Consider the following 22,331-nt stretch of genomic DNA (forward strand, 5'->3'; position numbering starts at 1 on the left):
CCCCGGGGTAACAATAGAGGGTTATCGCCTGCGCTCCCCTTCTCAAACTAGACTCCCTGTACGTTCTTCACTCGACATTTGAGAGTTAAAACATGCGCTTACGAGATATTGGCATTGCAATCGGCACAGGTACACCGGGAGCCTTCAACGCCATCACCGATGTACCCGGTGTGCGCGTTGGTCATCACACACTCAATGCCGAGAGCGCCGATGGCTCGATGCATACCGGTGTCACCATCATCGAGCCGCGTCCGGTTGCAGCGCATTTGGCACCGTGTTTTGCGGGCGTTCACGTGCTGAACGGCAACGGTGACGCCACCGGCCTGGAATGGGTTCGCGAGGCAGGGTTGCTGACCACGCCGATCGCCTATACCAACACCCACAGTGTTGGCGTGGTGCGTGATGCGCTGGTGGCTGCCGAGCGTGAGATGGGCAAGCAGCACACCTACTGGTGCATGCCGGTGGTGCTGGAAACCTACGACGGCATCCTCAGCGATATCTGGGACCAGCACATCAGCGCCGAGCATGTTCAGGCCGCCCTGGCCGATGCGCGTAGCGGTCCGGTGCAGGAAGGTTGCGTGGGCGGTGGCACCGGCATGATCTGCCATGAATTCAAAGGCGGCATTGGCACCTCATCGCGGGTACTGAGCAGCGAGGAGGGCGGCTGGACCGTCGGCGCACTGGTGCAGGCCAACTATGGTGTACGCGAAGCTTTGCGCGTCGCGGGTTACCCCGTGGGCAGCGTATTGGAAGACATCCCTTCGCCCTACGACGGCCCGTTGAATGTCGGCGTGCCCGGCATGGGTTCCATCGTAATCACCATCGCTACTGATGCGCCACTGCTGCCTCATCAGTGCACACGTCTGGCCCAGCGAGCGAGTATCGGATTGGCACGGGTCGGCGGTGGTACGGAAGACGACAGTGGGGATATATTCATCGCGTTTTCGGTAGGCAATAGTGGCCTGCCGATTTCCAACCTGGGGCATCCGGGCCCCGCGACGACGCCATTGCACATGGTCAACAACGACTACATATCGGCCTTGTTCGTGGCTGCAGCGGATGCTGTCGAAGAGGCCATATTGAACGCGATGTTGGCCGCGAATAATCTGCAGGGGCGCGGCAGAGAAGCGCTTGCACTCAAGCCTGATCAGTTATTGGCGGCGATGGCAAAAGTCGGTTGGGCACCACAGCCCTGAGGGCTTAGTCCTGGGCCTGAAGAAACAACAGGAACAGTTCAGACTGGGACTTGATCCCCAGCTTGTTGTACATGTGCCGGCGATGCACTTTCACTGTCTCGACAGAGATCGCCAGCTTGCGTGCGATCTCTTTATTCGAGCAGCCACTGAGCATCAATTGGGCAACCTCTGCTTCGCGGGCCGACAGCGCGGAGCTGATTTGCAGTGCGGGTGACTGCAGACGCTCCTGCCAGTCCGGTGCCGGTTCCGGCGTGCTCTTGAGCTCCTGTTCAAATACGCAACGCTGACGCATCAAACCGGCCACCCAGGGCTGGATCAGCCTCAATAATGCGATTTGTTCCTGGCTGAAGCAGCAATGGCTACCCAGTGACAGGCTCAGGGTCCGATCAAGGTCCAGTTGCACGTTTATATGGATCTCGTCGGCTACCACGTTCAAGCGAAAGTAGCGTTGGTAATAATCGGTCTGCTCGAAACATTCTGGGGCGACATCACCCAGTTGGAACAGCCCACTTTTCGGCGATTCCCGATTGGCGAGGTAAAAGGGATCGAGCAGGTAGAGCCCCTTGAGGTAGTCCTGGAACAGCGAGTCACTGCTGCCATCTTCACCCTGGGATTCAGCGAGAACCTGGGGCCTGCCGGCACTGAAGATCAGCACCACCCAGTTGTCCATCGGTACATATCTGCTGAGCAAGCGCGCCATTGATCGCCAGAAATGCGGGCGGTCCAAGGTCTCGATCAACCGGCCAACCGAGTCATGCCAAGCCACGTCCTGCAACGTCAGATTCATCTCACTACCCACTCGGAGGTACCCCATCGAAGTGATTTTTTGCCACGCGGGTACAGCCCATACTCGCTTCAGGCCGGCGTACACACGGTGTCAGTACGGCCTCAACTATACACAAGGATCAGCCATGAAAATTGAACTCATGCAGTTAGCCGGTCGCGATGGCGATACCGCCTATAACCTCAGGCGTGCCTTGGAAGCCATCGCCCACTGCGACGCGGACACCGACCTGTTGGTGTTTCCTGAAACCCATTTAATGGGCTTCGTCGCCGGTGATCAGCTGGCAACGGTCGCAGAAACTCTCCAAGGCCCGACGCTGCAATCCGTGCAACAGGCAGTACGCGAACGGGGTGTTTCGGTGGTCATCGGCCTAGTCGAGAACGACACGGGCGTGTTCTACAACACTTCAGTACTGATTACGCCTGATGGGCTCTCACTGGGTTATCGAAAGACGCACCTGTGGCCTTCAGAGCGGGGCGACATCACTCCCGGCGACCGTTTCGGCACTGTTCTTTTCAAAGGTGTGCGTATCGGCATTCTGATTTGCTACGACATCGAACTGCCGGAAACCGCACGCGCACTCGCCCAACTGGGCGCCGAGTTGATCATCGTCACCAACGGCAATATGGCCCCTTACTTCCCGGTGCATCGCACCGCGATCATGGCCCGGGCCCAGGAAAACCAAGTATTCACCGTGATGGTAAATCGCGTGGGGCCGGGCGATGACGGCCTGGTGTTTGCCGGCGGCAGCGCCGTGATCGACCCATTCGGCCGCGTGCTGTTCGAGGCCGGGCGCAAGGAAACACGGCAGATGATCAGCCTTGACCTGACGCAAGTCCAAGCCGCCCGCGTGGATTATCACTACCTCAATGACCGCCGCCTGACGCTTCCTGGTGAGACCGTGGAACACGCCGACGGCCGCCGTGAATTGCTGATTCGCTGATCTCGCTTTACCCCTTCATAACAATAATCGGGAGTTCTCATGATCGTTATTCGATGCATGCAATGGAGTCTGGCCGTGGCCTTCAGCAGCCTGGTGCTTTGTGCTCAAGCCGCAGAACCGAAAGTCAATATCTACAACTGGTACGATTTTATTGCTCCGGACACGCTGAAGAACTTCCAGGCGCAGACCGGTATCCAGGCCGCGTATGACGTGTTTGATAACAGCGAGGTCATGCAGAGCAAACTCATGGCCGGGCGCAGTGGTTACGACGTGGTGGTGGCTACCGGCGATCTGTTGCCGAACCTGATCAAGGCCGGTGTGCTCAAGGAATTGGATCGCACGCAGTTGACCAATCTGTCTCACCTTGATCCGGATATTCTGGCAAAGGTGCAAACCAACGACCCCGGTAATCGTTACGCCGTGCCTTACCTGTGGGGCACCACGGGAATCGGCTATGACGTGGATAAAGTCCGGGCGATCCTGGGCACGGACGCACCGGTCAACTCCTGGGATTTGATTTTCAAGGAAGAAAACCTCGCCAAATTAGGCGAATGCGGCGTGGCCATGCTGGATGCGCCAGGCGAGATCATCCCCATTGCCTTGCATTACTTGGGCTTACCTTATAACAGCCAAAACCCCGATGACTATTTGAAAGCCCAGACGTTGCTGCTGAAGCTGCGCCCGCATATTCGCTACTTCGATTCTTCACGGTTTATTACGGACCTAGCCAACGGCAATATGTGCGCCGTAGTGGGATGGGCCGGCGGAGTAATAGACGCCAAGAAAGCCGCCGACGCCGCCGGCAGTGGCCGGAAGATTCAGTACAGCATCCCCAAAGAAGGCGCTCCGGTCTGGGTCGAAAGCCTGGTGCTGCTCAGCGATGCGCCGAACCCTCAGCAAGGGCTTGCCTTCATCGACTATATGCTAAGCCCGGAAGTGATTGCTCAGTCCTCCAACTACCTCTGTTACGCCAACGCCAATAAAGATGCTCGGAGCTTGGTTGATGAAAAGGTAAGGGACAATCTCGGAGTTTACCCTTCAAAAGCGGTGCTGGATACGCTGTTTCCTTTAGAGCCTTTGCCGCTGAAGTTGGAGCGCGTGCGTACGCGGACCTGGAGTAAAGTCAAAAGTGGCACTTAAGGCGCCGAAAAATAAGGGACATGCCCAGGCGCGTCCGGTTGACAGCGTGATAAGGCAAGCCGGTGTGTAGGGTGATTAAGTTGCGTGACTGGTAGTGCTGATTAGAGCCCAAAATTCGCTGTGCAAGAAGATCCGGGTAAGCATTCGCACCGGCATGTTCAATCCGGAGGAGGCAAAGTGCGCCAATGACGTAGTGGTAGACCTTCAGTATCCAACCGATGACGTGTGGCTCCTGACGAAGGTTGCTGTAGATGCCCTTAATCGGGAGTTCCGGCCTGGCTTCAACTACAGCAAGGCCGAGGTCATGCTGCTGAACCTGTGCCAGCCTGGTGAGTACTCCGACGATCTCTTCGCCACCTCTCAGCCGGCCGAGGCTACCAGAGTGATGGCAGTGTTGGACTAGATCAACGAACGTTGGGGGAGGGGAACGCTTCGATCTGCCAGCGTTCCGACCAATCCTGATTGGGGAATGCGCCGGGAAATGATGAGCCAGCTATACGACAAGGCTTGACCAGTTGTGGCGTGTTCATTGTTTCTAATTCATTTGATAGAAAAAGGCCACCCGAAGGTGGCCTGTTGTTATGCGGCAATCAATTGCCTGGCAAGTGTCATCTCCACTGAATCATCCTGGCTCCAGCCGGCGATCATCGAACCTGTGTCGTGACCTTTGGCAGCCAATGGCTCAATCGTCTGTGTCGTCAGTTGGGGGTGATGAAGTTCCAAGTAGGCCTTGATCTCCCCTTGAGTCGCGTCATCGATGCAACCGGCGAATTGAGCGACTTTGAAGGAGACGGCATTCAGCCAACCTTCAGTAAACAACTGACCACGGTGGCGTTTGGTTTTCAGCTTGCGGCGCTTTTGCTGAGCGACATGTTCACGGCGGGCTGCGACCAACTGGTGGTGCAACATTGAGTAGGTGTAAGCCGCAAGCTCAGGCGATACTCCCTTGCCCAGGAACTTGAATGACTACCCACTCACCGGGTTGAAATAGGCAAGGTGGCTGCAGTCGAAGGCTTTTGCGTAAGTTGCTGCCAACGAGTGCAAGCAGTTTCGAGGTGCTCGGCGGGTAGCGTCTGCTGCTGCGCTGGCGACATCAGGCGGAATAAGGCACCTGGCTGCGAGTAGTCGTCGGTCCGGTGATTCCAGTGATCAGCCGCGCCTTCCAGGCTCAGCGGCGGTTCCGCGAAGTCCGGCTGCTCAGCCCATTCACCGTAGCTGTTGGGCTCGTAGGCCAGCCGCCCACCCTGGTTGCCATCGACTCGCATCTGACCGGGTGATAGCTGTGGAACGGACAGCGCGGCGCATTCACCGGAATCATCGAGTGATTCACACCCAGCCGGTAGCGCTGCGCATCGCCGTAGGAAAACAACCGTTCCTGCAGCATCTTGTCCGGCGAAAAGCCAATCCCGGGCACCACGTTGCCCGGATTGAATGCGGCCTGCTCAACCTCGGCGAAGACGTTTTCCGGGTTGCGATTGAGTTCCAGGGTGCCGACTTCAATCAGTGGGTAGTCCTCGTGGGGCCAGACCTTGGTCAGATCGAACGGATTGATGGGGTAGCTGCCGGCGTCGTTCTCCGGCATTGCCTGTACGTAAAGGGTCCAGCGCGGGAAGTCGCCGTTTTCGATGCTGGTGAACAGGTCTCGCTGATGGCTCTCGCGGTCGCCACCGACCAGTTGCCCGGCCTCGGCGTCGGTAAGGTTCTGGATGCCCTGCTGCGTGCGCCAGGTGAACTTGACCCAGTGCCTCTGGTTGGCGGCGTTAAGGAAACTGAAGGTGTGGCTGCCGAAGGCGTGCATGTGACGGTAGCTGCGCGGAATGCCACGGTCGCTCATGACGATGGTCACCTAGTGCAGAGCTTCAGGCAGGTTGGTCCAGAAGTCCCAGTTGTTCTGTGCGCTGCGCATACCGATGCGCGGGTCGCGTTTGACCGCGTGGTTGAGGTCGGGAAACTTCAGGGGATCGCGCAGGAAGAACAAGGGCGTGTTGTTGCCGAGCAGGTCCCAATTCCCCTGCTCGGTGTAGAACTTCAGAGCGAAACTACGGATGTCGCGCTCGGCGTCGGGGCACCGCGCTCCCCGGCAACGGTGGAGAAGCGCACAAAGATGTCGGTCTGCTTGCCGATCTGCGAGAACAGCGCGGCCTTGGAATAGCGCGTAATGTCGTGCGTCACGGTGAACGTACCGTAGGCGCCGGATCCCTTGGCATGCATGCGCCGCTCGGGAATCACTTCACGGTCAAAGTGGGCGAGCTTTTCCAGGAGCCACACGTCCTGCAGCAGAACCGGGCCTCGCGGTCCGGCTGTCTGGGTATTGTTGTTGTCGACGACGGGAGCGCCGGCGGCGTTGGTTAGCTTGATCTTCGACATAACGGATGCTCCTCAAACCAATGCGCTGAGCAGCTCGGCCGTGGTGACGATGGCATGGGCAAAGGTCGGCCCGTTGATTTCGTGAGCGGCGTGTAGCGCTTCCTCGGAAAAAGCCGCAGTGGCATCGCGGACTAGAGTCACGTGGTAACCCAGTTCGGCGGCGAAGCGCGAGGTGGCTTCGATACAGGTATTGGCCAGCAGGCCAATGACAATGACCCGCCGCACTCCGTGCTGCTTGAGCTGCAGGTCAAGGTCAGTATTGGCGAAGCCACTGCCGCCCCAGTGCTCCTGCACCACAACATCCTCATCATGGGGCTGGAACTCCGGGTGCCATTCCCCACCCCAGCTGCCGGCGGCGAACACCTGCGCCTTCGCCGCGCCCAGTTGGTAAGGGCTGGGATGCAGCCAGTCCTGGAAGTCGTCGGGCTGCGCGCGGTGATGCGGTACATAGAAAACGCGGATTTCGGCCTGCCGTGCAGCGGCCACTACAGCGCGCAGATTAACCAATGTGCCGAGGCGGTCAGCAATCGGTTTGGTCAGACCGCTGAGCTTGCCACCCTCGCTGAGGAAGTCGTTGTAGGGGTCGACCAGCAGCAGGCCGGTATCCTGTTTCGAGTAGTTCATGAGGTTTTTCTCCCATCTGCTCAGCGCAGATCTGGTGCTGCGTGGCCGGTCACCTGTTGCTAACGCTCCAGGTGACTGGCAGTGACAGGTCGCCAGGGAAGTAATCGTTCTGAATGCCAACCACGACCATTGCCTTGCTCATCGTGTGTCTCCTTTCGATGGGCCCGCTATGGGTGGGCGGATGATGTGGGCTCAGCTGCGCAGGAAGGCCAGCAGGTCTGCGTTGAGTTGCTCCTTGTGGGTATCCGCCAGGCCGTGCGGCGCGCCAGGATAGATCACCAGCTTGGCCTCGACAATCAGCTTGGCCGAGGCCAGACCGGCCGCCCCGATAGGCACGATCTGATCGTCGTCGCCGTGCAAGACTAGGGTCGGAATATCGAACTTCTTCAGATCTTCGGTGAAGTCGGTTTCCGAAAATGCCTTGATGCAGTCGTAGGCGCTCTTGTGCCCGGCCATCATGCCTTGCATCCAGAACGCGTCGATCACGCCCTGCGAAGGCTTCGCCCCAGGCCGGTTGTAGCCATAGAAGGGACCACTGGCGATGTCCTTGTACAGTTGCGAGCGGTCGGCCAGGGAGCCTTCACGAATGCCGTCGAATACCTCGCGGGGCAGACCGCCGGGATTAGCGTCGGTTTTCAGCATTAAAGGCGGCACGGCGGAAATCAGCCCGGCCTTGGCCACGCGTTTGGTGCCGTGACGGCCGATGTAGCGCGCCACCTCTCCACCGCCGGTGGAGAAGCCGAACAGCACCGCGTTCTTGAGGTCTAGGGTTTCGATCAGCTCGGCGAGATCGTCGGCATAGGTGTTCATCTCGTTGCCGTCCCAAGGCTGGCTGGAGCGCCCATGCCCCCGGCGGTCGTGAGCGATCACGCGGTAGCCCTTGCTGGCCAGGAAAATCATTTGCGATTCCCAGCTATCGGCATTCAACGGCCAGCCGTGGCTGAAGACGATGGGCTGGCCGCTGCCCCAGTCCTTGTAATAAATCTCAGTGCCGTCGCGGGTAGTGATGATGCTCATGGTCGTTCTCCTTACGTGTGAGGTACCACTGGAAGTAGCGCGGAGAGTGGCCAACTGCTTTCAGAACCCTCCGTGCGAATGAGTCAGCCGCGCATTGGAGCGGCCGGGTACAGGTGGGTGCGCTGGCGGCGCAAGTGCAGCAACTGATAAGCCAGGCCAGCAAGAAAGATCAGCACGGCGATGAGCAGCGCCCGCGGAAAAGAACACAACCTCCTCAGATGCCGAAGGGATAGTCGGGGCATTCGTCTTCGGAATTAACAATGTGCGCACTGGGTCCGGATAGCCGGCAGCGAGCGAGCCATCGGCAGTGCTGAGCACGACCGTCGAACTGAAGCCTTGCACCAGATTCAGTGTATAGCTGCCATTGGCATAGGCGGTCAGCGTGTAGTCGACGCTGGCATCCACGGTTGCGGCGTTGTTGTCGAAATCGCCGGTCAACGTCCCTGCAAATTGGTACGCGCCATTACCATCCGGTGAGGGCGACTGCTCGACGAGCGTGCCGGTTCCGGTGGTGGTTGTGTTGTCTGGCCTGGCGAGGGTGAATTGGTTATGCACCAACGAGATATCCAGTCCGTCGGAGCCGGCCGAATTACTCCAGTAACTAGTTTGCGGCAGGACGCTACCGGCCCCGATCAGGTTGCCAAAGGCGAGTGCTGGGCCGTCATCTTCGAAGATGATCTTGGAGCCGATTTCGGCGGTCGTAACAGCAGTTTGGAGCAGTGTGAAACCACCGATATCAAAATCGGCGTGGGTATTGCCTTTGGCGTCGAGGGCCGCTCCGTTCTCGATGAGTACGCGGTTGTGATCATCTGTTGTGGTGTATTCAATCTGGTAGCCGGCTTTAACGTCGGTGATGGTTGCAACCCCGTCAGCATCAAAAGTGATAGTAACATAGCGGGATCATCCTCCGGTCCGTCTGAATCCTCGATCACCAGCCCGGTACTGATGTTGATGACGAGAACATTGGTGATCTCAACGAGCGAATCATTTGCATAGCCGTCGATGAAATTCACGCCAGATTCAGCAGTGGTGCTGTATGCGCAGATTTTTACGACAGCACTCTTACCGCTTTGCAACTGCACGACGTCGAAATTGGCCTTCTTCGCATTGAGGACGTCGGTAAAGTCGATGTTGGCTTCAACATCTGCTTCGTTCTGATCCAGGTTGGGAATGGTCACATCCTGCCTGACACCGGTGACGAACGTATAACGAATGCCCTCCTGTTCCGTATTCATCTGGCTGTTGGTGCCGAAGGTGGTAGGGCCACCCGCCTGGCTGGTATTGATCGTGTGTCGCCAGTCGTTATATTGACGCCAACTGACTAATTCGCCGGATCCTTGCCGGTGGCGATGATGGTGGGATCCGTGATCCGCACGACACCGTTGACTGTTTCAGTTGCTGGATCCGCCGTTGTGAACATCAGGAAGAGGTTCTGACCGGAGGGCGCATTGGCCAGACTGAATTCCAGGTCCTGACTGGTTCCGACGAATACCTTATCCAGCAGATTGAGCGAATCATCAGGGTTCGTAGCATCTGGATGCTGGAGCGGTTGGTACTCCACCGTCCAGATCTTGCCGCCGGTGATCTGGCAATGCACTTGTGTTGATCAAACTTGAGCCGGAGTAGTATCTCCAAGGCCGCAATAGAGGCGTTGATGGTAATAATCCACAATCATTCATTCGATCAAAATCTACTCAAGATCCGATAAGGGGGCACTTCTGAAGGGTAATGGCACCATTGTTGGGCACTGGAAACGTCGTCCTGGAAGTGGATAGATCAATCCAGGGCTCCAGCGTGTCGAAAAAACCTTCAGTTGTCCCTTTCATCTCCGGAGCTCCGGACTGCGGATATATGATCTCGATGTCAAACTCATTGAATCTGGCAACTGTCGCTCAAACAGCATGAGGTGGATGGCTGCAGTACCAACCATCCACCTTGTTAGACTCAGGTACCCGACTTGATCTTGGTCCAGGCTCGGGTCCGTGCCCGCTCCGCGTCGCGAGGTAGCGGCTGCAAGGTGTACAGCGTGCTCATCGCCGCGTCGGTCGGGTACAGGTTGGGGTTGTTGCGGATCGCCGGATCGACCAGCTCGGTGGCGTCCTTGTTCGGGTTCGGGTAGCCGACGAAGTCGCTGACCGGGGCGATCACCTTGGGTTGCAGCAGGTAGTTGATGAAGGTGTAGGCATCGTCCGGGTTCTTCGCGCCTTTGGGGATCGCCAGCATGTCGAACCAGATCGGGGCCCCTTCCTTGGGCAGGCGCATGTCCACCACCACCCCGTTCTTGGCTTCCTTGGCGCGGTTGGCGGCCTGGGAGAAGCTGCCGGAATACCCCACCGCCACGCAGATGTCGCCGTTGGCGATGTCGGCCATGTACTTGGATGAATGGAAGTAGGTGACGTAGGGGCGGATCTTCAGCAGCAGCGCTTCGGCCTTGGCGTAGTCCGCCGGCTGCTTGCTGTTGGGGTCCAGGCCCAGGTGCTGCAGGGCCAGCGGCAGGATCTCCGACGGCGAGTCGAGCAGGGCCACGCCGCACTGCTTGAGCTTGCTGATGTTCTCTTCCTTGAAGATCAGGTCCCAGCTGTCCACCGGCGCGTTCTCGCCGAGGGCGGTCTTGACCTTGGCTGGGTTGAAGCCGATCAGGATGGTGCCGTACATGTAGGGCACGGCGAACTGGTTGCCCGGGTCGTTGGCTTCGATCAGCTTCATCAGCTTGGAATCGAGGTGGTTCCAGTTCGGCAGCTTGCTACGGTTCAGCGGCTGGAACACCCCGGCCTCGATCTGCTTGGCGAGGAACACGTTGGACGGCACCACCACGTCGTAGCCGGAGTTGCCGGTCAGCAGTTTGGCCTCCAGCGCCTCGTTGGTGTCGAAGATGTCGTAGACCAGCTTGACCTGGCTGTTCTCGACCTTGAAGTCTTCCAGGGCCTTGGGGGTGATGTAGTCGAACCAGTTGTAGACACGCAGGGTGCGTTCTTCCGCACTGGCGAGTGAGCTGAGTAGGCAGAGCCCGCAAAGGGCGCTGATGATTAAGCGGGGGGGGCTGTTTTTTATCAATTTCAATCCAACCTTTATGGATGCCACGTTTGTTTGGGACTGTGTCCTTGTAATGACTGTGTGGAACACGTTTACGGATATGCGATCTTGGATAACACCGATATTTATCTGGTTTATCCATCGAAAAATGCAAATACTGTGCCATGGAGCAAGTAATCAAATAAAAATCGACTTGATTAACTATCCAAAGATATCTAAGCACTCTACTGACGGACTCTCCTTAACATCCGCATGGGATCATCCGGCCCGCCAGCAGCAACCATCCGATAGGATCAGCAACTCGCGAATCTCGATAAATAAACTGCTGTTCGCTGATGGGGCAATTGATGTGGATTACCTTCATGATTTGAGTGCCCAGCCAGAGTGGAACCTGCAAAGGTTGTCCACCGTCAAAGATCAGTAAAGGTGAGGCTCAGTTGCAAGGCGCGTTGCAGTCGGAGTGGTTGGACGATTACCTAGTCGAAGAAAACTCAGTCCGTGTAGTCGACGTTTTCGTCGATGAGCTCGACCTAGGCGCGCTTGGGTTCAAAAGTGTTGATCCTGCTACAGGTCATCCGGCCTACCCATCCTGTATCTCGCTGAAGATCTATATCTACGGCTAACTCAATCGGATTCAATCCAACCACCGGCTTGATTTGCCATTACACGCAACAGCATTGACCTTGAGTGGCTGTAAGGCGCTCTCGCCCCGTTGGGCCGGTTCGTGCTCAATACCATGCTCGCCGGTGCGCGGGACTTCGTCGCCTATGGTCCGCGCGCCAGCGAAGTGGTAGGCCTGGAGAGTTCGCTTCACTTCTGTGATGCACTCTGGCATGTGCGCCGCCTTGAATGTGCTCAGAAGCAACAGAGCGAACAACTGAAGAGGAGAAGGGCCTGTATTGATCAGCAGCTAGAGGAACGCAATACGACGGGTTTGCGCCCCAGCAGTGCCTGCATGATCATGTCCTCCGGCAAGGCACCAGGATGGCACCCTTTGTGGCAACTGTGTGGTGATGATGAGGCCCAAGTCGACCAGAGGAAAGTCCCAGTTGGATGCGCATGTTCCGGTCACGGTGCAAGGGATGGGGAAATCGCGGTGTTGGTGGCAATGGACCTGGTGATGAGCACTTCTTGACTACCGCTGGCAGCATTCACTTACACGAACTGCAGAACGTCTTTAACGGCTTTACGAGGTTTTTGTGGCCAGTTGGCCGAGCCAGGATAGCCAACGGCGACCAACATCACTGGAACCTCCGTCGCGGAGAGACCAAACGCTTGCGCCACTGCCAACTGGTCGAACCCGATCATGGGCGCCGAAACCAGTCCTTGGCCCTTCGCGACCAGCATCAGGGTCACGGCCGCTAGCGAGCCGGAGCGAATGGCTTCGTTGCGCTGAAACTGCGGGTTGTCCTGGTATGGCCACAAGACACACCTTGGGTCAAAAGCACCAGCCAGACCCAGATGCTAAAAGCCTTTGCTGAGTGGTGGTAGGGGGCACTTCACGAACTGGAAGAGCTTGCGGGCTACACACATTGGTCGCGTAGTGCTGATCGGTAACGCCGCTCACGCCATACGTCCCCATCAAGGAGCTGGTGCAGGGCAGAGGCTTGAAGATGCCTGACTGCTTGGGGGGGCTCATGTGCTTGAAGGTGACACCCAAAACGTACTTGAGGTTTACGACGCTATCCGCAGATCTCGCGCCTGTCGGGTTCAGCGAACGTCCTGGGAGGCCGACGAACTCTACGAAATTCGAGACTGTCAGGCCGAAGATCAGGAACTTCTTGATGCATCGGTACAACTGGATTCGGCCTCACCAATTCAATGGTGGGTTGGCACCAGCTCGGGCCGAGGAAAAACTTAACGTCGTGTCCGGGATTAGTTGACCACTACAGACCGTCTCTAAAAAATGGACGAATTATGATTCTATTGTTTGTGAAAGCGCCATAATTTAGACGAATTACGATTCCTGACGAATTATATCTTTAGTATGAAAACCATAACCATTGCAGATGATCATCCATTAACTATCCAGGCAGCAGGCTCGCTAAAATGGACGAATTATGATTCTATTGTTTGTGAAAGCGCCATAATTTAGACGAATTACGATTCCTGACGAATTATATCTTTAGTATGAAAACCATAACCATTGCAGATGATCATCCATTAACTATCCAGACAGCAGGCTCGCTAAAATGGACGAATTATGATTCTATTGTTTGTGAAAGCGCCATAATTTAGACGAATTACGATTCCTGACGAATTATATCTTTAGTATGAAAACCATAACCATTGCAGATGATCATCCATTAACTATCCAGGCAGTAGGCTCGCTCATTAGCCAAGTGCCTGGTTTCGAGATCATTCACGAGTGTCAGTCCGGCGCGGATTTGTTGAAAAGGCTCGGCGATAGGCCTACTAATATTGTGGTTACTGATTTCGGTATGAGCCGAGACGACCGCTCGATAGACGGCTTCGCATTGTTGCGCGGGATCCGGAAATGTGTACCCGCGAGTGGTGTTGTTTTGCTTACGGCCCAAACGAATCCAAGCGTTCTTATGCGGGCGATGAGACAGTTTGTTAATGCTGTGGTGTGCAAGGAGGACGACATCGGTGAGGTTGTACGAGCCTGTCTGTTTGTTCAGCAAGGAGGTGGGGGCTATTGCTCGCCAATCGCGAAGGCGCTGATGGATCGCGCGCGCGCGGGAGAGGGGGAAAGGTCGAAAAAAGAAGAACTCACTCATAAGGAACTCGAGGTGCTGAGGCTATATGCGGCTGGGCATTCGCTTGTGCAAATTGCGGATAAGTGTAGTCGTGCCGTGAGCACGATCTCGTCACAAAAATACACGGCAATGAGGAAACTCAATCTTACTTCTAATACTGACCTGATCCGCTACGCATACGAGACTGGCCTGATTTGAAAGTGACACGCACTGAATTATATGGCGGTTACTCATGGTAGTCGTTTTTGATGAAATTCAAGCGATACATAAGAACGCTGTTGCTTCTCTGGCAGTGACGATTCGCCGAGAACGTCTGTTCTTCTATTTGGGAGTTTATCTTGCCGCGACCGTTGTTGTATGTGCCTCGGTATTGGCAATGTATCTCAGTATTCATGCAGCGATTGAGCGAGGAACAGAAAAGCTGCACCGTCATGCTTCGGAGATTGGGAGCGTCATTCAACAAGACGAGGTGTTTGTTCGGCGCCTGAGTCATACCGTCAGATACTATTTCTCGAATTTGGGGAAGTGGGAAGAAGGGCAGTCTGGCGATGTGCTTAACACACTCAATACATCCGAGGAAGCGTTGGGTCATTCCGCGTTTAATGGTGACTTCCTGATTATTTTCCCGGAAGAGGGAAGATTAAGTCTTGGGGCCAATTGGGTAGGGCGAGTGAATGCACTCGCAAATATTTCGGCCGCAGGCATGTCGACGCTGAACGCCATGAAGATAGAGCGGCAGGCCTATGTTGTTGGGCTGAATAATGATTATGCTGCACTTTTTCCAGCAGGTAACTGGTCGCAAAATATATTGCAGCAAACGATGCCATTAACATCAGTGCAGATACTGCGTGAAAAGGGAATTGATAAGGAGAAGGTCTTTGGAGTTACGGAAGGCATATATTGGAGGGGGCCGTATTTAGGTGAGGGTCAGGTAGGCAGTTTGCTGAGCTGCGTTGGAGTAGTCGAGATGGAAGGAGGAGACCTTGTTCTATTTGGATCAGACGTACCGATAAGGCCCTTGCTGGCTGACATCCATCGTGAGGATGAATATGGGCTGCTTGGACTGTATAGTTCTAACGCCCTCCTGATTGATCAACGCGGAGCGAATACAGCGCTTGCCAGAGGGGCCAGGAGTATATTGGAGCAGCCGCGCACGCACGGACTGCACCTTACGGATGATGGGATATATCTTGTCGAGCCAGTGAGTGATCACTTTGGCTACTTGGTATATGGCTTAAGCTACTCTGAGCTTTTGAGATCGATGGGATGGTCTTTTTTTTGGCTGTGTATGCTCAGTGTCGCATTTCTGCTTATGTTACTTGGGGCCGCCTATCAATGGGATAAACGTGTTCTGAGGAAAAATCATATTGCATCTAGATTTGCGATCGAGCACGAAATACTGAATCACATACTCATAAGTGCGATGCCAATCGGTTTATTTATCGTTCGTGCCCGCGATTATTCGGTCATGCGGGCAAATATTCTGGCGACTTCGCTGATGGGCATGGATGCATTTATGAAGCTCCCGGCTTCGATCGAGGCTGCGTTTCGAGCTCGTTCCGCTGAGCAGGGGGAGGCAGAATTAGGAATAGTGAGCTTTGGTAAGAGCTTAAGTGAGGAGTCAGGGGGCAAAGCTTGCTTTCTGCATATTACCTATGTGGCCTCAAGTTATAATGAGGAGGCCGTGTTTGTTTGCGCTGTCAGCGACGTAACAGTGCAGAAGCTTGCCGAGTTAGCGTCCATGGAGGCGCGAGAAGAGTCTGACCGCCTTCTTTGTGCACGATCGAATTTCTTTGCATCCGTAAGTCATGAAATAAAAGCCCCATTAAGTGTCATTCTGGGGAATATAGATTTAATTCCTGTTGATAGGTTGACTGAAGTCGAAAGTGCTCGAGTCAAGTCCGTGCGCACAGGGGCCCAAACCTTATTGCAGATTGTGACGGATATTCTCGATCTATCCAGAATTGATGCAGGCGAAATGCAACTGGTAGAGTGTAAATTTTACCCTCGTCAATGTTTGGAGCGTGTTGCGCAAGGGTATGCGGAACGTGCGGTCTTGAAAAATATTGAGTTTCATATTTTTCCTGATCCAAGCATGGAGCGGTATGCGGTGATGGGGGATCCAAACCGGACTTCTCAAATCATCGATAACCTCCTCAGTAATGCCTTTAAGTTCACGCATGTCGGTAGAGTGGCAATTAGAGGCTCGCTCGTTGATGACGGGCCTGATACTGCAAGTTTGTTACTGGAGGTGATCGATTCCGGAATCGGGATGGATGAACGATTGGTTGAGCGCCTCTTCACTCCATTTGCGCAAGCGGACGGGGAGGCGCGACGATACGGTGGGACGGGGCTTGGGCTCTCGATCTGCGCGACACTTTGTAGATTGATGGGGGGAGTTATTACTGCGAAGAGCATTCTTCATGTGGGCTCTATTTTCTCTGTACGACTGCCTGTCGCCATTGCTGCAACCCAGGCTGTTGTGGGCGAGACGATGGGAAGCGCCCTGATCATGACAGGGATGAGTGACTACGGCCGACACTTGCAGGTATGGCTCACCGATTGGGGGTGGGATGTATCAATCCGAGAGAGCGCTGTGCAGGAGTTATCGGGCTTCTCTGCGGACGTGATAGTGCTTGCGGACGACAATGCGGATTGTGCCCTGGATATCGCCAATAGGACTCAGGTACCTGTGGTGCTGGTGCGTAAGTCGGCAGCGCAACGGCCAATGCGTTTGGCGCAGTGGTTAATTGAGGTGACGGCATTTAGCACGGATGCGCTCAAGGAAGCGTTGCAATTGGCCATGGGTCCAGCATCCGCCGGGTACAGTCCGACGAAGGCGTGTGCGTCTGAGGAGGAAATGGGGGGTAAACCGTCTCTCGAGTACAGGCGGGAAGGAACTCTGGTTGTGCTCGTAGTGGACGATAGCAAGCTCAACCGAGAGTTGTTGGTCGATCAAATCCGCTCTCTCGGATATGGCGTTCTAAGTGCGGCCGATGGGGCAGAAGCGGTTGTGATGTTGCGTCATCACCCTGTTGATATCGTGCTGACCGATCTGGATTTACCCGGTATGAGTGGTGGGGAGCTTTTTGACATCGTGCATAGGGAAAATTCGGCTCTTCCCGTCGTGGCGGTGAGCGGCTATGACTTCGACAGCGAAATTGAGAGGCGGCTTGAACAGGGTTTCTATGACTATATTGCCAAGCCTGTGAATCTTGACAGGCTGTCGCGTGTGCTCGAACGATGCAGTGCATCGCACGCTGAGACTGACATTGCTCGTGAGCGGTGGCAGGTGGATACCCTCTGGATGGACAGCGCTGGGAAAGCGGCATTGGCAGCGAAGTTTCAAGCGCATGCGAAAGAAGAATTGGTGGAACTGCAACAGCTAGCTTCGAAGCGGGATGTTCGTGCGCTCGAACGGTGGATGCATCGAATGCGAGGGGCGCTGCTTCTGATCGAGGACAAGGATCTTGCAGAGAGATGTCTTGAGATAGAACTGGCGTGCAGTGTTGCAGGCGAGTGGTGCGAGGGCTGGCTTGCGGTCATGGATGACATTGGGGTGAGCCTGGCCATGTTGTGTTTGGACAATGGAGATGAAGAGCTAGGAGATGAAGCTTATCAGGCCTCGTGACAGTGTTGAGGTTGCTGCCTGATGGGCTTGCTAGCGAAGGTAGCTAAAGACGGCCCGGCTTGCATCCGTGTTCTTGGGCCCGCGTATAATTTTAAAGTGGAAGTCATTGCGTCTGGTCCTCCTTCATCGATCCACGAGCAATTCAATATGCGAAGTACTCATTTTGCCTTGACCGTTCTAATCGTGGAGGACGACCTATTCCAACAGTCCGCGATAAGGGCGTTGTTGCAGTGTCTCGGTGTCAGAAAAATCTTTTGCGTGCCCGACGGGGCACAAGCCATTGAGGCATTGGAGCAATGGAGATTCGATGTCGTTCTCTGCGACATTGATTTGCCCAAACTGAACGGACCGGCGTTGATGCAGGAGCTACGGCATCGCGGAAAACAAGCCTTTCTTGGTGAGGCTCCGATTTGGGTGTGGGTCTCCGCGATGCCTGAAGACATTATCTATTCGCATGTCCGGCTCGTCAGCGCGTTTGCTTGTCATGACGTGCATGCTTTGCGCAAGCCGCTGACAGTTGGGGCTATTCGCCCGGTTCTGGAGGCGGTGTTGTCTCGTGATGCGGTGATAGATCCACCGGGCGACGAGTCTGCCGTGCCAGATGATATGACCCTTACGGAAGCACTGTGGGTCGATGAAGGTTTTACCGTGCTGATCCAGCCGCAGTTCAATATCGCCAGCGGTAATCCTGTCGGGGCGGAGGCACTGTGCCGTTGGCGGCATCCTTGCGGTGGCATGATCGCCCCCGACGACTTCATTCCGCGACTGGAGGCTATGGGGCATCTGGAGAAACTATTTTTCTTCGTCTTGGATCGCTGTCTCGGAGTGCAGCGATACCTGGTCAATCATGGTATTTCAATGGTGATCGGGATAAATGCTTCGGCACAGACGCTGTGCAAGCCCGGCTGGTTCGAGCGATTCGAGGCCAGAGTTACAGCAAGTGGGATTTCACCGTGCAGCCTGATCATTGAGCTAACCGAAAGTTGCCCGGTCCCGGACATGTGTGAGTTGGCGATCACCTTGAATCGCTTGCGCTTGCGTGGATACGGCGTGGCGATTGACGATTTTGGAATTGGGATCGCAAGCCTGGAACTGTTGGCTGATCTTCCCTTTACCCAAATGAAGCTTGATCGTTCATTTGTTTCAGCTATCGCTGAGGATAACCAGCGAGCCGTGATTTGCCGTAGTCAGATCAAGTTAGCGCACGATCTTGGTTTGGAATGCGTTGCTGAAGGTGTGGAAACAGAGGTACAGCGAGAGTTGCTTCTTGGTCTAGGCTGTAAAATAGGGCAGGGATATCTATGGTCCCACCCCAAGTCCGAGCGAGTTTTTCTTTTCGATATCGTGACGGGACATTGTGGATAGCGACGACATGAATCGACGGATCGAGAGTTTGATAAGTCTTAATTCGAGTTGGGATTGTATTTTACGGTGGTTGCGTTGGGGCGGCCGATTACTCACGACCTCTTTGATCGATCCACTGAACGAAATTCGCGTCGATTGGCTGTTTCGACTCGTTGCCACGATTGTTCTGGTAGTGACAATAAGTGGCGCCGGCTTGCTTTTGGTTCGAGATTGGAAGGCGTACAAGGCGACAAAGCGGACTGAAGAACTTCTGCAGATTGTTAAGGCCGCACTCAGCTCGTCAGAGTACCTGTCTGCGGAACGAGGACCCATGAATGGGATGATTGGTGCTTCGCAATCAGATGAGCCGGATTTAAGAGTGGCGCTTGATCTGGCAAGGACGCGAAGTGATGCAGCGCTGGACTTGGTGGTCCAGAAACTCAAGGCAAGCTCTTGTGAGAGTTGCGAGCGCGCTACGGTGCTCATGGCGTTGGTGGCGGAGCGAGTCCGTCAAGCGCGAAAGAGTGCCGATCGCCTCATGGCCATCGCGCGTGAAGAACGTTCTACGCGCGCCGTAGAGCATGCGATTACCCGAATGTTTCAACTGATTGAGGATATGAACCATATCAATGACAGCGTCATCTTCGAGCTGGTTCGAGAAGGGCCGGCGGTGGCGGAGTATGTGATAACGGCACGTTTAGCCGCAGAACTGCGAGAGCAAGCGGGCCGTGCAGGTTCATTATTTACCCCTGCGCTGACGAGTCGCAGGGCGTTGTCTGAGGAAGAGTTGGAAAGGCTTTGGATTGTCTTTGGCCGAATTCATACGCTAGGCGATTTGGTTGAGAGTAGTCGATTCGAACATCTATCCGATGACTCCTCTGGTGCTGTAGTGGAGCAGATGCGCAAGACTTATTTCGGCTTGGGTATTGCTTATCTGAGACAAACCGTTCTACAGGATGCAGATGATGCGAGTTTCCCCACTGCGTCGTCGTTTGCGCAGCACTATGTACCGCTTATGCAACCTATTACATCGTTGCGAGATGTGGAGCTTGATGCAGCCATTCAAGTTGTGGAGAAGAGAACGCGTGCCACGTACCGCGTATTCGGATTTCTAGCTGGAGCTACCGTCACAATCATTCTGTCGATGGTGTACATCCTCGTCCTTTTCTCAAGGCGAATAATCAGGCCGATATCTGCTGCAACCGATTCGGTCTTGAATTTCTCGAGCGGTAACTACTCGGCCCCTGCCGACTCATTCAAGCAGAAGGATAATATTGGCGCGCTCCTCGCCGCATTACAGACCCTGGGGGGCGTGCTTGTCCGTAATGGGGAGCTGGAGGCCGAGCGTTCGACGCTGGTCGAGCAGTTGCGACGAGCTGTGGATGATAGCCAGATTCAGGCGCGGCTATTGGAGGAGGCAAAAGACGAGGCTGTAGCATCATCCGAGTCAAAAGGTAAGTTTTTGGCGATGATGAGTCATGAGATCAGAACACCAATGAACGGCTTGCTTGGGCTATTGGAAATATTGCGCTCGACCATTCTTGATGCACGGCAGCGGCAGTACTTGGAGGTTGCAAATGGCTCCGCTAAGGCATTGATGCAGACACTCAACGACATCCTGGAATATACGATGATAGATGCCGGTGCGCTTGTCATGACGCCCGCACCCACGGATCTTCGTGAGGTCATCGATGAGGTCATGGCGGCATTGGCGGGGAGTGGGAGAAACAAGAGGCTCGAGATGGAGGTATACGTCCATCCCAGTGTTGCCGCAACCTATCTTGCAGATGCCTCTCGGCTTCGCCAGGTCTTGCTCAGCCTGCTTTCGAATGCAATCAAATTCACGTCGCAGGGGCGTGTTGGGATATCTGTCGATCTTGGAAAGGTCGAGGGCGCCAAGCAGCAGGTGGTTCTCACCGTCTATGACACTGGGATTGGTATTTCAGAGGTCGCTCGAAAGGGATTGTTTCTTGAGCAATTTGACGGGGCACTTGCGCGGCGTTTCGATGGTATGGGAGTTAGCTTGGTCATCAGCAAGCGTTTGGTTGAGATGATGGGCGGGACCATGGAGATCTCCAGTATTGAGTGCCTCGGGACGTCGGTGATACTGAAGATCGACTTGGTCGCGGAGTGCAACCAGTACGAGTTTCCGGAACTCGGGGGGCGGGTGATTTTGATCGGCACTGAAAAAGCCCACGTTGCGAAAGCGCTGAGGGCCTTCGCTCTTGCGGCAGGGATGGAGCCGCAAGAGCGACAATTGTGTGCGCTGGATAGAGGCCTGCCCACTTTGTATGTGAGCGACGCGGAAGATATAGGACTCGGTCAACCAGGGCATGCCCTGTTGATTGAACGGTCCAACTCTTTACGTTCGGGGGGGATTTCGGGGACAGCCAACTATTGGGCGAATCCACCAAACTGGCGCCTCTTTGTTGCGGGATGCCAAGAGGCGATCGCTACGAACATAAACGATGGAGCCGCATACAGCGGGTTAGCCGGGTCAACATTGGGCTGGCTTGGTGCGGTGATGGTGGTGGATGATAATCCTGTTAACTGTTTGGTGCTGACGAATCAGTTGAAGCATCTGGGGTGCGAGACGGTGCTTGCCTGCAGTGACGGTGAGGAGGCATGGGATGCCTTTTTGACTAAAAAAGTAAGGCTTCTCATCACCGACGTCTATATGTCGAAGTTGGACGGTATCGAGTTGGTTTCGCGTGTACGTGCGGCTGAGTCGGCGTCTGATCGTTATACGTTGATAGTGGCCATCACCGCTTCTGTGTTGGAGGAAACTGAGCGGCGATGTCGTGATGCTGGTGTCGATCTCTTTCTGACCAAACCGGTATCGTTAAATCAATTACGACATGCTCTTACTCAATTGTATATGACAAGGAGGGGGCTGTAGAACGTTGCCCCGGAGTCGTACGCTAATGCTCATTTCGTGACTCCCTACAATCGGTCACTTGGCGCGAACTGACGGGGCTCTCCTTGGCGTGGTTGGTTTGCACCAATTGCTCCTGATGGTCGAGGCTGTGTTTCGAGCGGCAGTCTTGAGCCCATCTGCATTTCCTCTGGCGGTCGAGCTTGAGTGGAGAACTGAGCAGGAAGTTCGCCATAAATAGATGACTTACTATGTCTTGCGCTGACGCCCGTAGTCACAATCGAGCTACAAGTTCTTACTGTCCCGGCGTGACTCCAAGTTGAGTGGGGGCTTGTTTCCGCTGACCTCCGCGAGTGTGTTTGTTTGCATGTGGGGCCAGTGAGCGGAACTAATATTAAGGAGGCTCGAGAATGGTCCCGTCATCTGTTTTGAATAATCATGGCAACGTTTCAGTTTCCGCTAGCACGAGTACCATCGCTGCTGCGAATGCGCCGACGAATTTCCTGGTTTCTGCCGATAAGGGGCAGGTCTCGAACTATTCCCGTACGGGGAATGACTTGGTTATCGAGTTTTCCGATGGCAAGGTCCTGTTGGTTCAGCAGTTCTTTGAGCATGGCATGGGTTACAACAATCTTGTCTTCGTCAATGGTAGCGAGC

Annotated in this window: 14 protein-coding genes and 6 pseudogenes; 11 read left to right on the forward strand and 9 right to left on the reverse strand. The window is 55.1% G+C overall.

Annotation, left to right across the window (positions count from 1 at the left end; translation table 11 throughout):
* The first annotated feature begins 92 nt into the window (after positions 1-92).
* Positions 93-1,196: a P1 family peptidase gene (locus NRG23_RS03340; protein WP_257373756.1), complete on the forward strand. Its 1,104-nt coding sequence runs from the start codon at positions 93-95 to the stop codon at positions 1,194-1,196.
* 4 nt (positions 1,197-1,200) lie between these two features.
* Here the strand turns inward: NRG23_RS03340 and NRG23_RS03345 are convergent, their stop codons facing one another.
* On the reverse strand, positions 1,201-1,983 hold the full coding sequence (locus tag NRG23_RS03345; RefSeq protein ID WP_257373757.1) for a response regulator transcription factor: 783 nt from the start codon (positions 1,981-1,983) through the stop codon (positions 1,201-1,203).
* A 124-nt stretch (positions 1,984-2,107) separates the two neighbouring features.
* Here NRG23_RS03345 and NRG23_RS03350 point away from each other — a divergent pair, with 124 nt between their 5' ends.
* The 4 genes and pseudogenes from NRG23_RS03350 to NRG23_RS03365 all read left to right on the forward strand — a co-directional run bounded on the left by NRG23_RS03350 (position 2,108) and on the right by NRG23_RS03365 (position 4,975).
* On the forward strand, positions 2,108-2,923 hold the full coding sequence (locus tag NRG23_RS03350) for a carbon-nitrogen hydrolase family protein (protein ID WP_257373758.1): 816 nt from the start codon (positions 2,108-2,110) through the stop codon (positions 2,921-2,923).
* A 39-nt stretch (positions 2,924-2,962) separates the two neighbouring features.
* Positions 2,963-4,063 carry a polyamine ABC transporter substrate-binding protein gene (locus NRG23_RS03355; RefSeq protein WP_257373759.1) on the forward strand — a complete coding sequence of 367 codons (1,101 nt, stop codon included), beginning with the start codon at positions 2,963-2,965 and terminating at the stop codon, positions 4,061-4,063.
* A gap of 100 nt (positions 4,064-4,163) precedes the next feature.
* Positions 4,164-4,602 (forward strand): annotated as a pseudogene (locus NRG23_RS03360) (DUF4113 domain-containing protein); the annotation flags it as partial.
* Between the two features lie 121 nt (positions 4,603-4,723).
* Complete coding sequence (locus NRG23_RS03365) at positions 4,724-4,975, forward strand: hypothetical protein (protein ID WP_257373760.1); 252 nt, start codon at positions 4,724-4,726, stop codon at positions 4,973-4,975.
* A 62-nt stretch (positions 4,976-5,037) separates the two neighbouring features.
* Here the strand turns inward: NRG23_RS03365 and NRG23_RS03370 are convergent.
* The 7 genes and pseudogenes from NRG23_RS03370 to NRG23_RS03390 all read right to left on the reverse strand — a co-directional run bounded on the left by NRG23_RS03370 (position 5,038) and on the right by NRG23_RS03390 (position 11,122).
* Positions 5,038-6,430 (reverse strand): annotated as a pseudogene (locus NRG23_RS03370) (catalase).
* A 12-nt stretch (positions 6,431-6,442) separates the two neighbouring features.
* The gene (locus NRG23_RS03375; RefSeq protein WP_257373761.1) at positions 6,443-7,054 is read right to left on the reverse strand and encodes an isochorismatase family cysteine hydrolase; all 612 of its coding nucleotides are present in this window, start codon (positions 7,052-7,054) and stop codon (positions 6,443-6,445) included.
* Positions 7,055-7,246: 192 nt separating this feature from the next.
* Positions 7,247-8,071: an alpha/beta fold hydrolase gene (locus NRG23_RS03380; protein ID WP_257373762.1), complete on the reverse strand. Its 825-nt coding sequence runs from the start codon at positions 8,069-8,071 to the stop codon at positions 7,247-7,249.
* A 60-nt stretch (positions 8,072-8,131) separates the two neighbouring features.
* Positions 8,132-8,626 (reverse strand): hypothetical protein, encoded by a 495-nt coding sequence (locus NRG23_RS32760; RefSeq protein ID WP_373922271.1) that lies wholly within the window; start codon positions 8,624-8,626, stop codon positions 8,132-8,134.
* A gap of 99 nt (positions 8,627-8,725) precedes the next feature.
* Positions 8,726-9,377 (reverse strand): annotated as a pseudogene (locus NRG23_RS32765) (hypothetical protein); the annotation flags it as partial.
* 15 nt (positions 9,378-9,392) lie between these two features.
* Positions 9,393-9,668: a hypothetical protein gene (locus NRG23_RS32770; protein WP_373922248.1), complete on the reverse strand. Its 276-nt coding sequence runs from the start codon at positions 9,666-9,668 to the stop codon at positions 9,393-9,395.
* A 347-nt stretch (positions 9,669-10,015) separates the two neighbouring features.
* The gene (locus NRG23_RS03390) at positions 10,016-11,122 is read right to left on the reverse strand and encodes a polyamine ABC transporter substrate-binding protein (protein ID WP_373922270.1); all 1,107 of its coding nucleotides are present in this window, start codon (positions 11,120-11,122) and stop codon (positions 10,016-10,018) included.
* A 398-nt stretch (positions 11,123-11,520) separates the two neighbouring features.
* Between NRG23_RS03390 and NRG23_RS03395 the strand changes: the two are divergent.
* Positions 11,521-11,724 (forward strand): annotated as a pseudogene (locus NRG23_RS03395) (IS5/IS1182 family transposase); the annotation flags it as partial.
* Positions 11,725-12,259: 535 nt separating this feature from the next.
* Here NRG23_RS03395 and NRG23_RS03400 read toward each other — a convergent pair.
* Positions 12,260-12,520, reverse strand: a pseudogene (locus NRG23_RS03400) (nitroreductase family protein); the annotation flags it as partial.
* An 857-nt stretch (positions 12,521-13,377) separates the two neighbouring features.
* Here NRG23_RS03400 and NRG23_RS03405 point away from each other — a divergent pair.
* From NRG23_RS03405 to NRG23_RS32775, 5 genes and pseudogenes are all read left to right on the forward strand, one after another.
* On the forward strand, positions 13,378-14,022 hold the full coding sequence (locus NRG23_RS03405; RefSeq protein WP_257373763.1) for a response regulator transcription factor: 645 nt from the start codon (positions 13,378-13,380) through the stop codon (positions 14,020-14,022).
* Positions 14,023-14,056: 34 nt separating this feature from the next.
* Positions 14,057-17,455: a response regulator gene (locus tag NRG23_RS03410; protein WP_257373764.1), complete on the forward strand. Its 3,399-nt coding sequence runs from the start codon at positions 14,057-14,059 to the stop codon at positions 17,453-17,455.
* A gap of 21 nt (positions 17,456-17,476) precedes the next feature.
* A complete protein-coding gene (locus tag NRG23_RS03415) occupies positions 17,477-18,820 on the forward strand; it encodes an EAL domain-containing protein (RefSeq protein WP_257373765.1) in 1,344 nt (447 codons plus the stop codon).
* Positions 18,821-18,827: 7 nt separating this feature from the next.
* Entirely contained in the window at positions 18,828-21,698 is a 2,871-nt protein-coding gene (locus NRG23_RS03420) for a response regulator (RefSeq protein WP_257373766.1), read from the forward strand.
* 386 nt (positions 21,699-22,084) lie between these two features.
* A pseudogene (locus NRG23_RS32775) lies at positions 22,085-22,294 on the forward strand (BapA prefix-like domain-containing protein); the annotation flags it as partial.
* Positions 22,295-22,331: the final 37 nt, after the last annotated feature.

It is taken from the genome of Pseudomonas sp. T8, assembly GCF_024610635.1.
Taxonomy (GTDB): domain Bacteria; phylum Pseudomonadota; class Gammaproteobacteria; order Pseudomonadales; family Pseudomonadaceae; genus Aquipseudomonas; species Aquipseudomonas chlororaphis_I.

Excerpts from the sequence above, each read along its gene's own strand:
- NRG23_RS03345 (WP_257373757.1), bottom strand. The coding sequence starts at position 1,983 with ATGAATCTGACGTTGCAGGACGTGGCTTGGCATGACTCGGTTGGCCGG.
- NRG23_RS03405 (WP_257373763.1), top strand. The coding sequence starts at position 13,378 with ATGAAAACCATAACCATTGCAGATGATCATCCATTAACTATCCAGGCA.
- NRG23_RS03415 (WP_257373765.1), top strand. The coding sequence starts at position 17,477 with ATGGGCTTGCTAGCGAAGGTAGCTAAAGACGGCCCGGCTTGCATCCGT.
- NRG23_RS03340 (WP_257373756.1), top strand. The coding sequence starts at position 93 with ATGCGCTTACGAGATATTGGCATTGCAATCGGCACAGGTACACCGGGA.
- NRG23_RS03380 (WP_257373762.1), bottom strand. The coding sequence starts at position 8,071 with ATGAGCATCATCACTACCCGCGACGGCACTGAGATTTATTACAAGGAC.
- NRG23_RS03410 (WP_257373764.1), top strand. The coding sequence starts at position 14,057 with ATGGTAGTCGTTTTTGATGAAATTCAAGCGATACATAAGAACGCTGTT.
- NRG23_RS03350 (WP_257373758.1), top strand. The coding sequence starts at position 2,108 with ATGAAAATTGAACTCATGCAGTTAGCCGGTCGCGATGGCGATACCGCC.
- NRG23_RS03355 (WP_257373759.1), top strand. The coding sequence starts at position 2,963 with ATGATCGTTATTCGATGCATGCAATGGAGTCTGGCCGTGGCCTTCAGC.
- NRG23_RS03375 (WP_257373761.1), bottom strand. The coding sequence starts at position 7,054 with ATGAACTACTCGAAACAGGATACCGGCCTGCTGCTGGTCGACCCCTAC.
- NRG23_RS03420 (WP_257373766.1), top strand. The coding sequence starts at position 18,828 with ATGAATCGACGGATCGAGAGTTTGATAAGTCTTAATTCGAGTTGGGAT.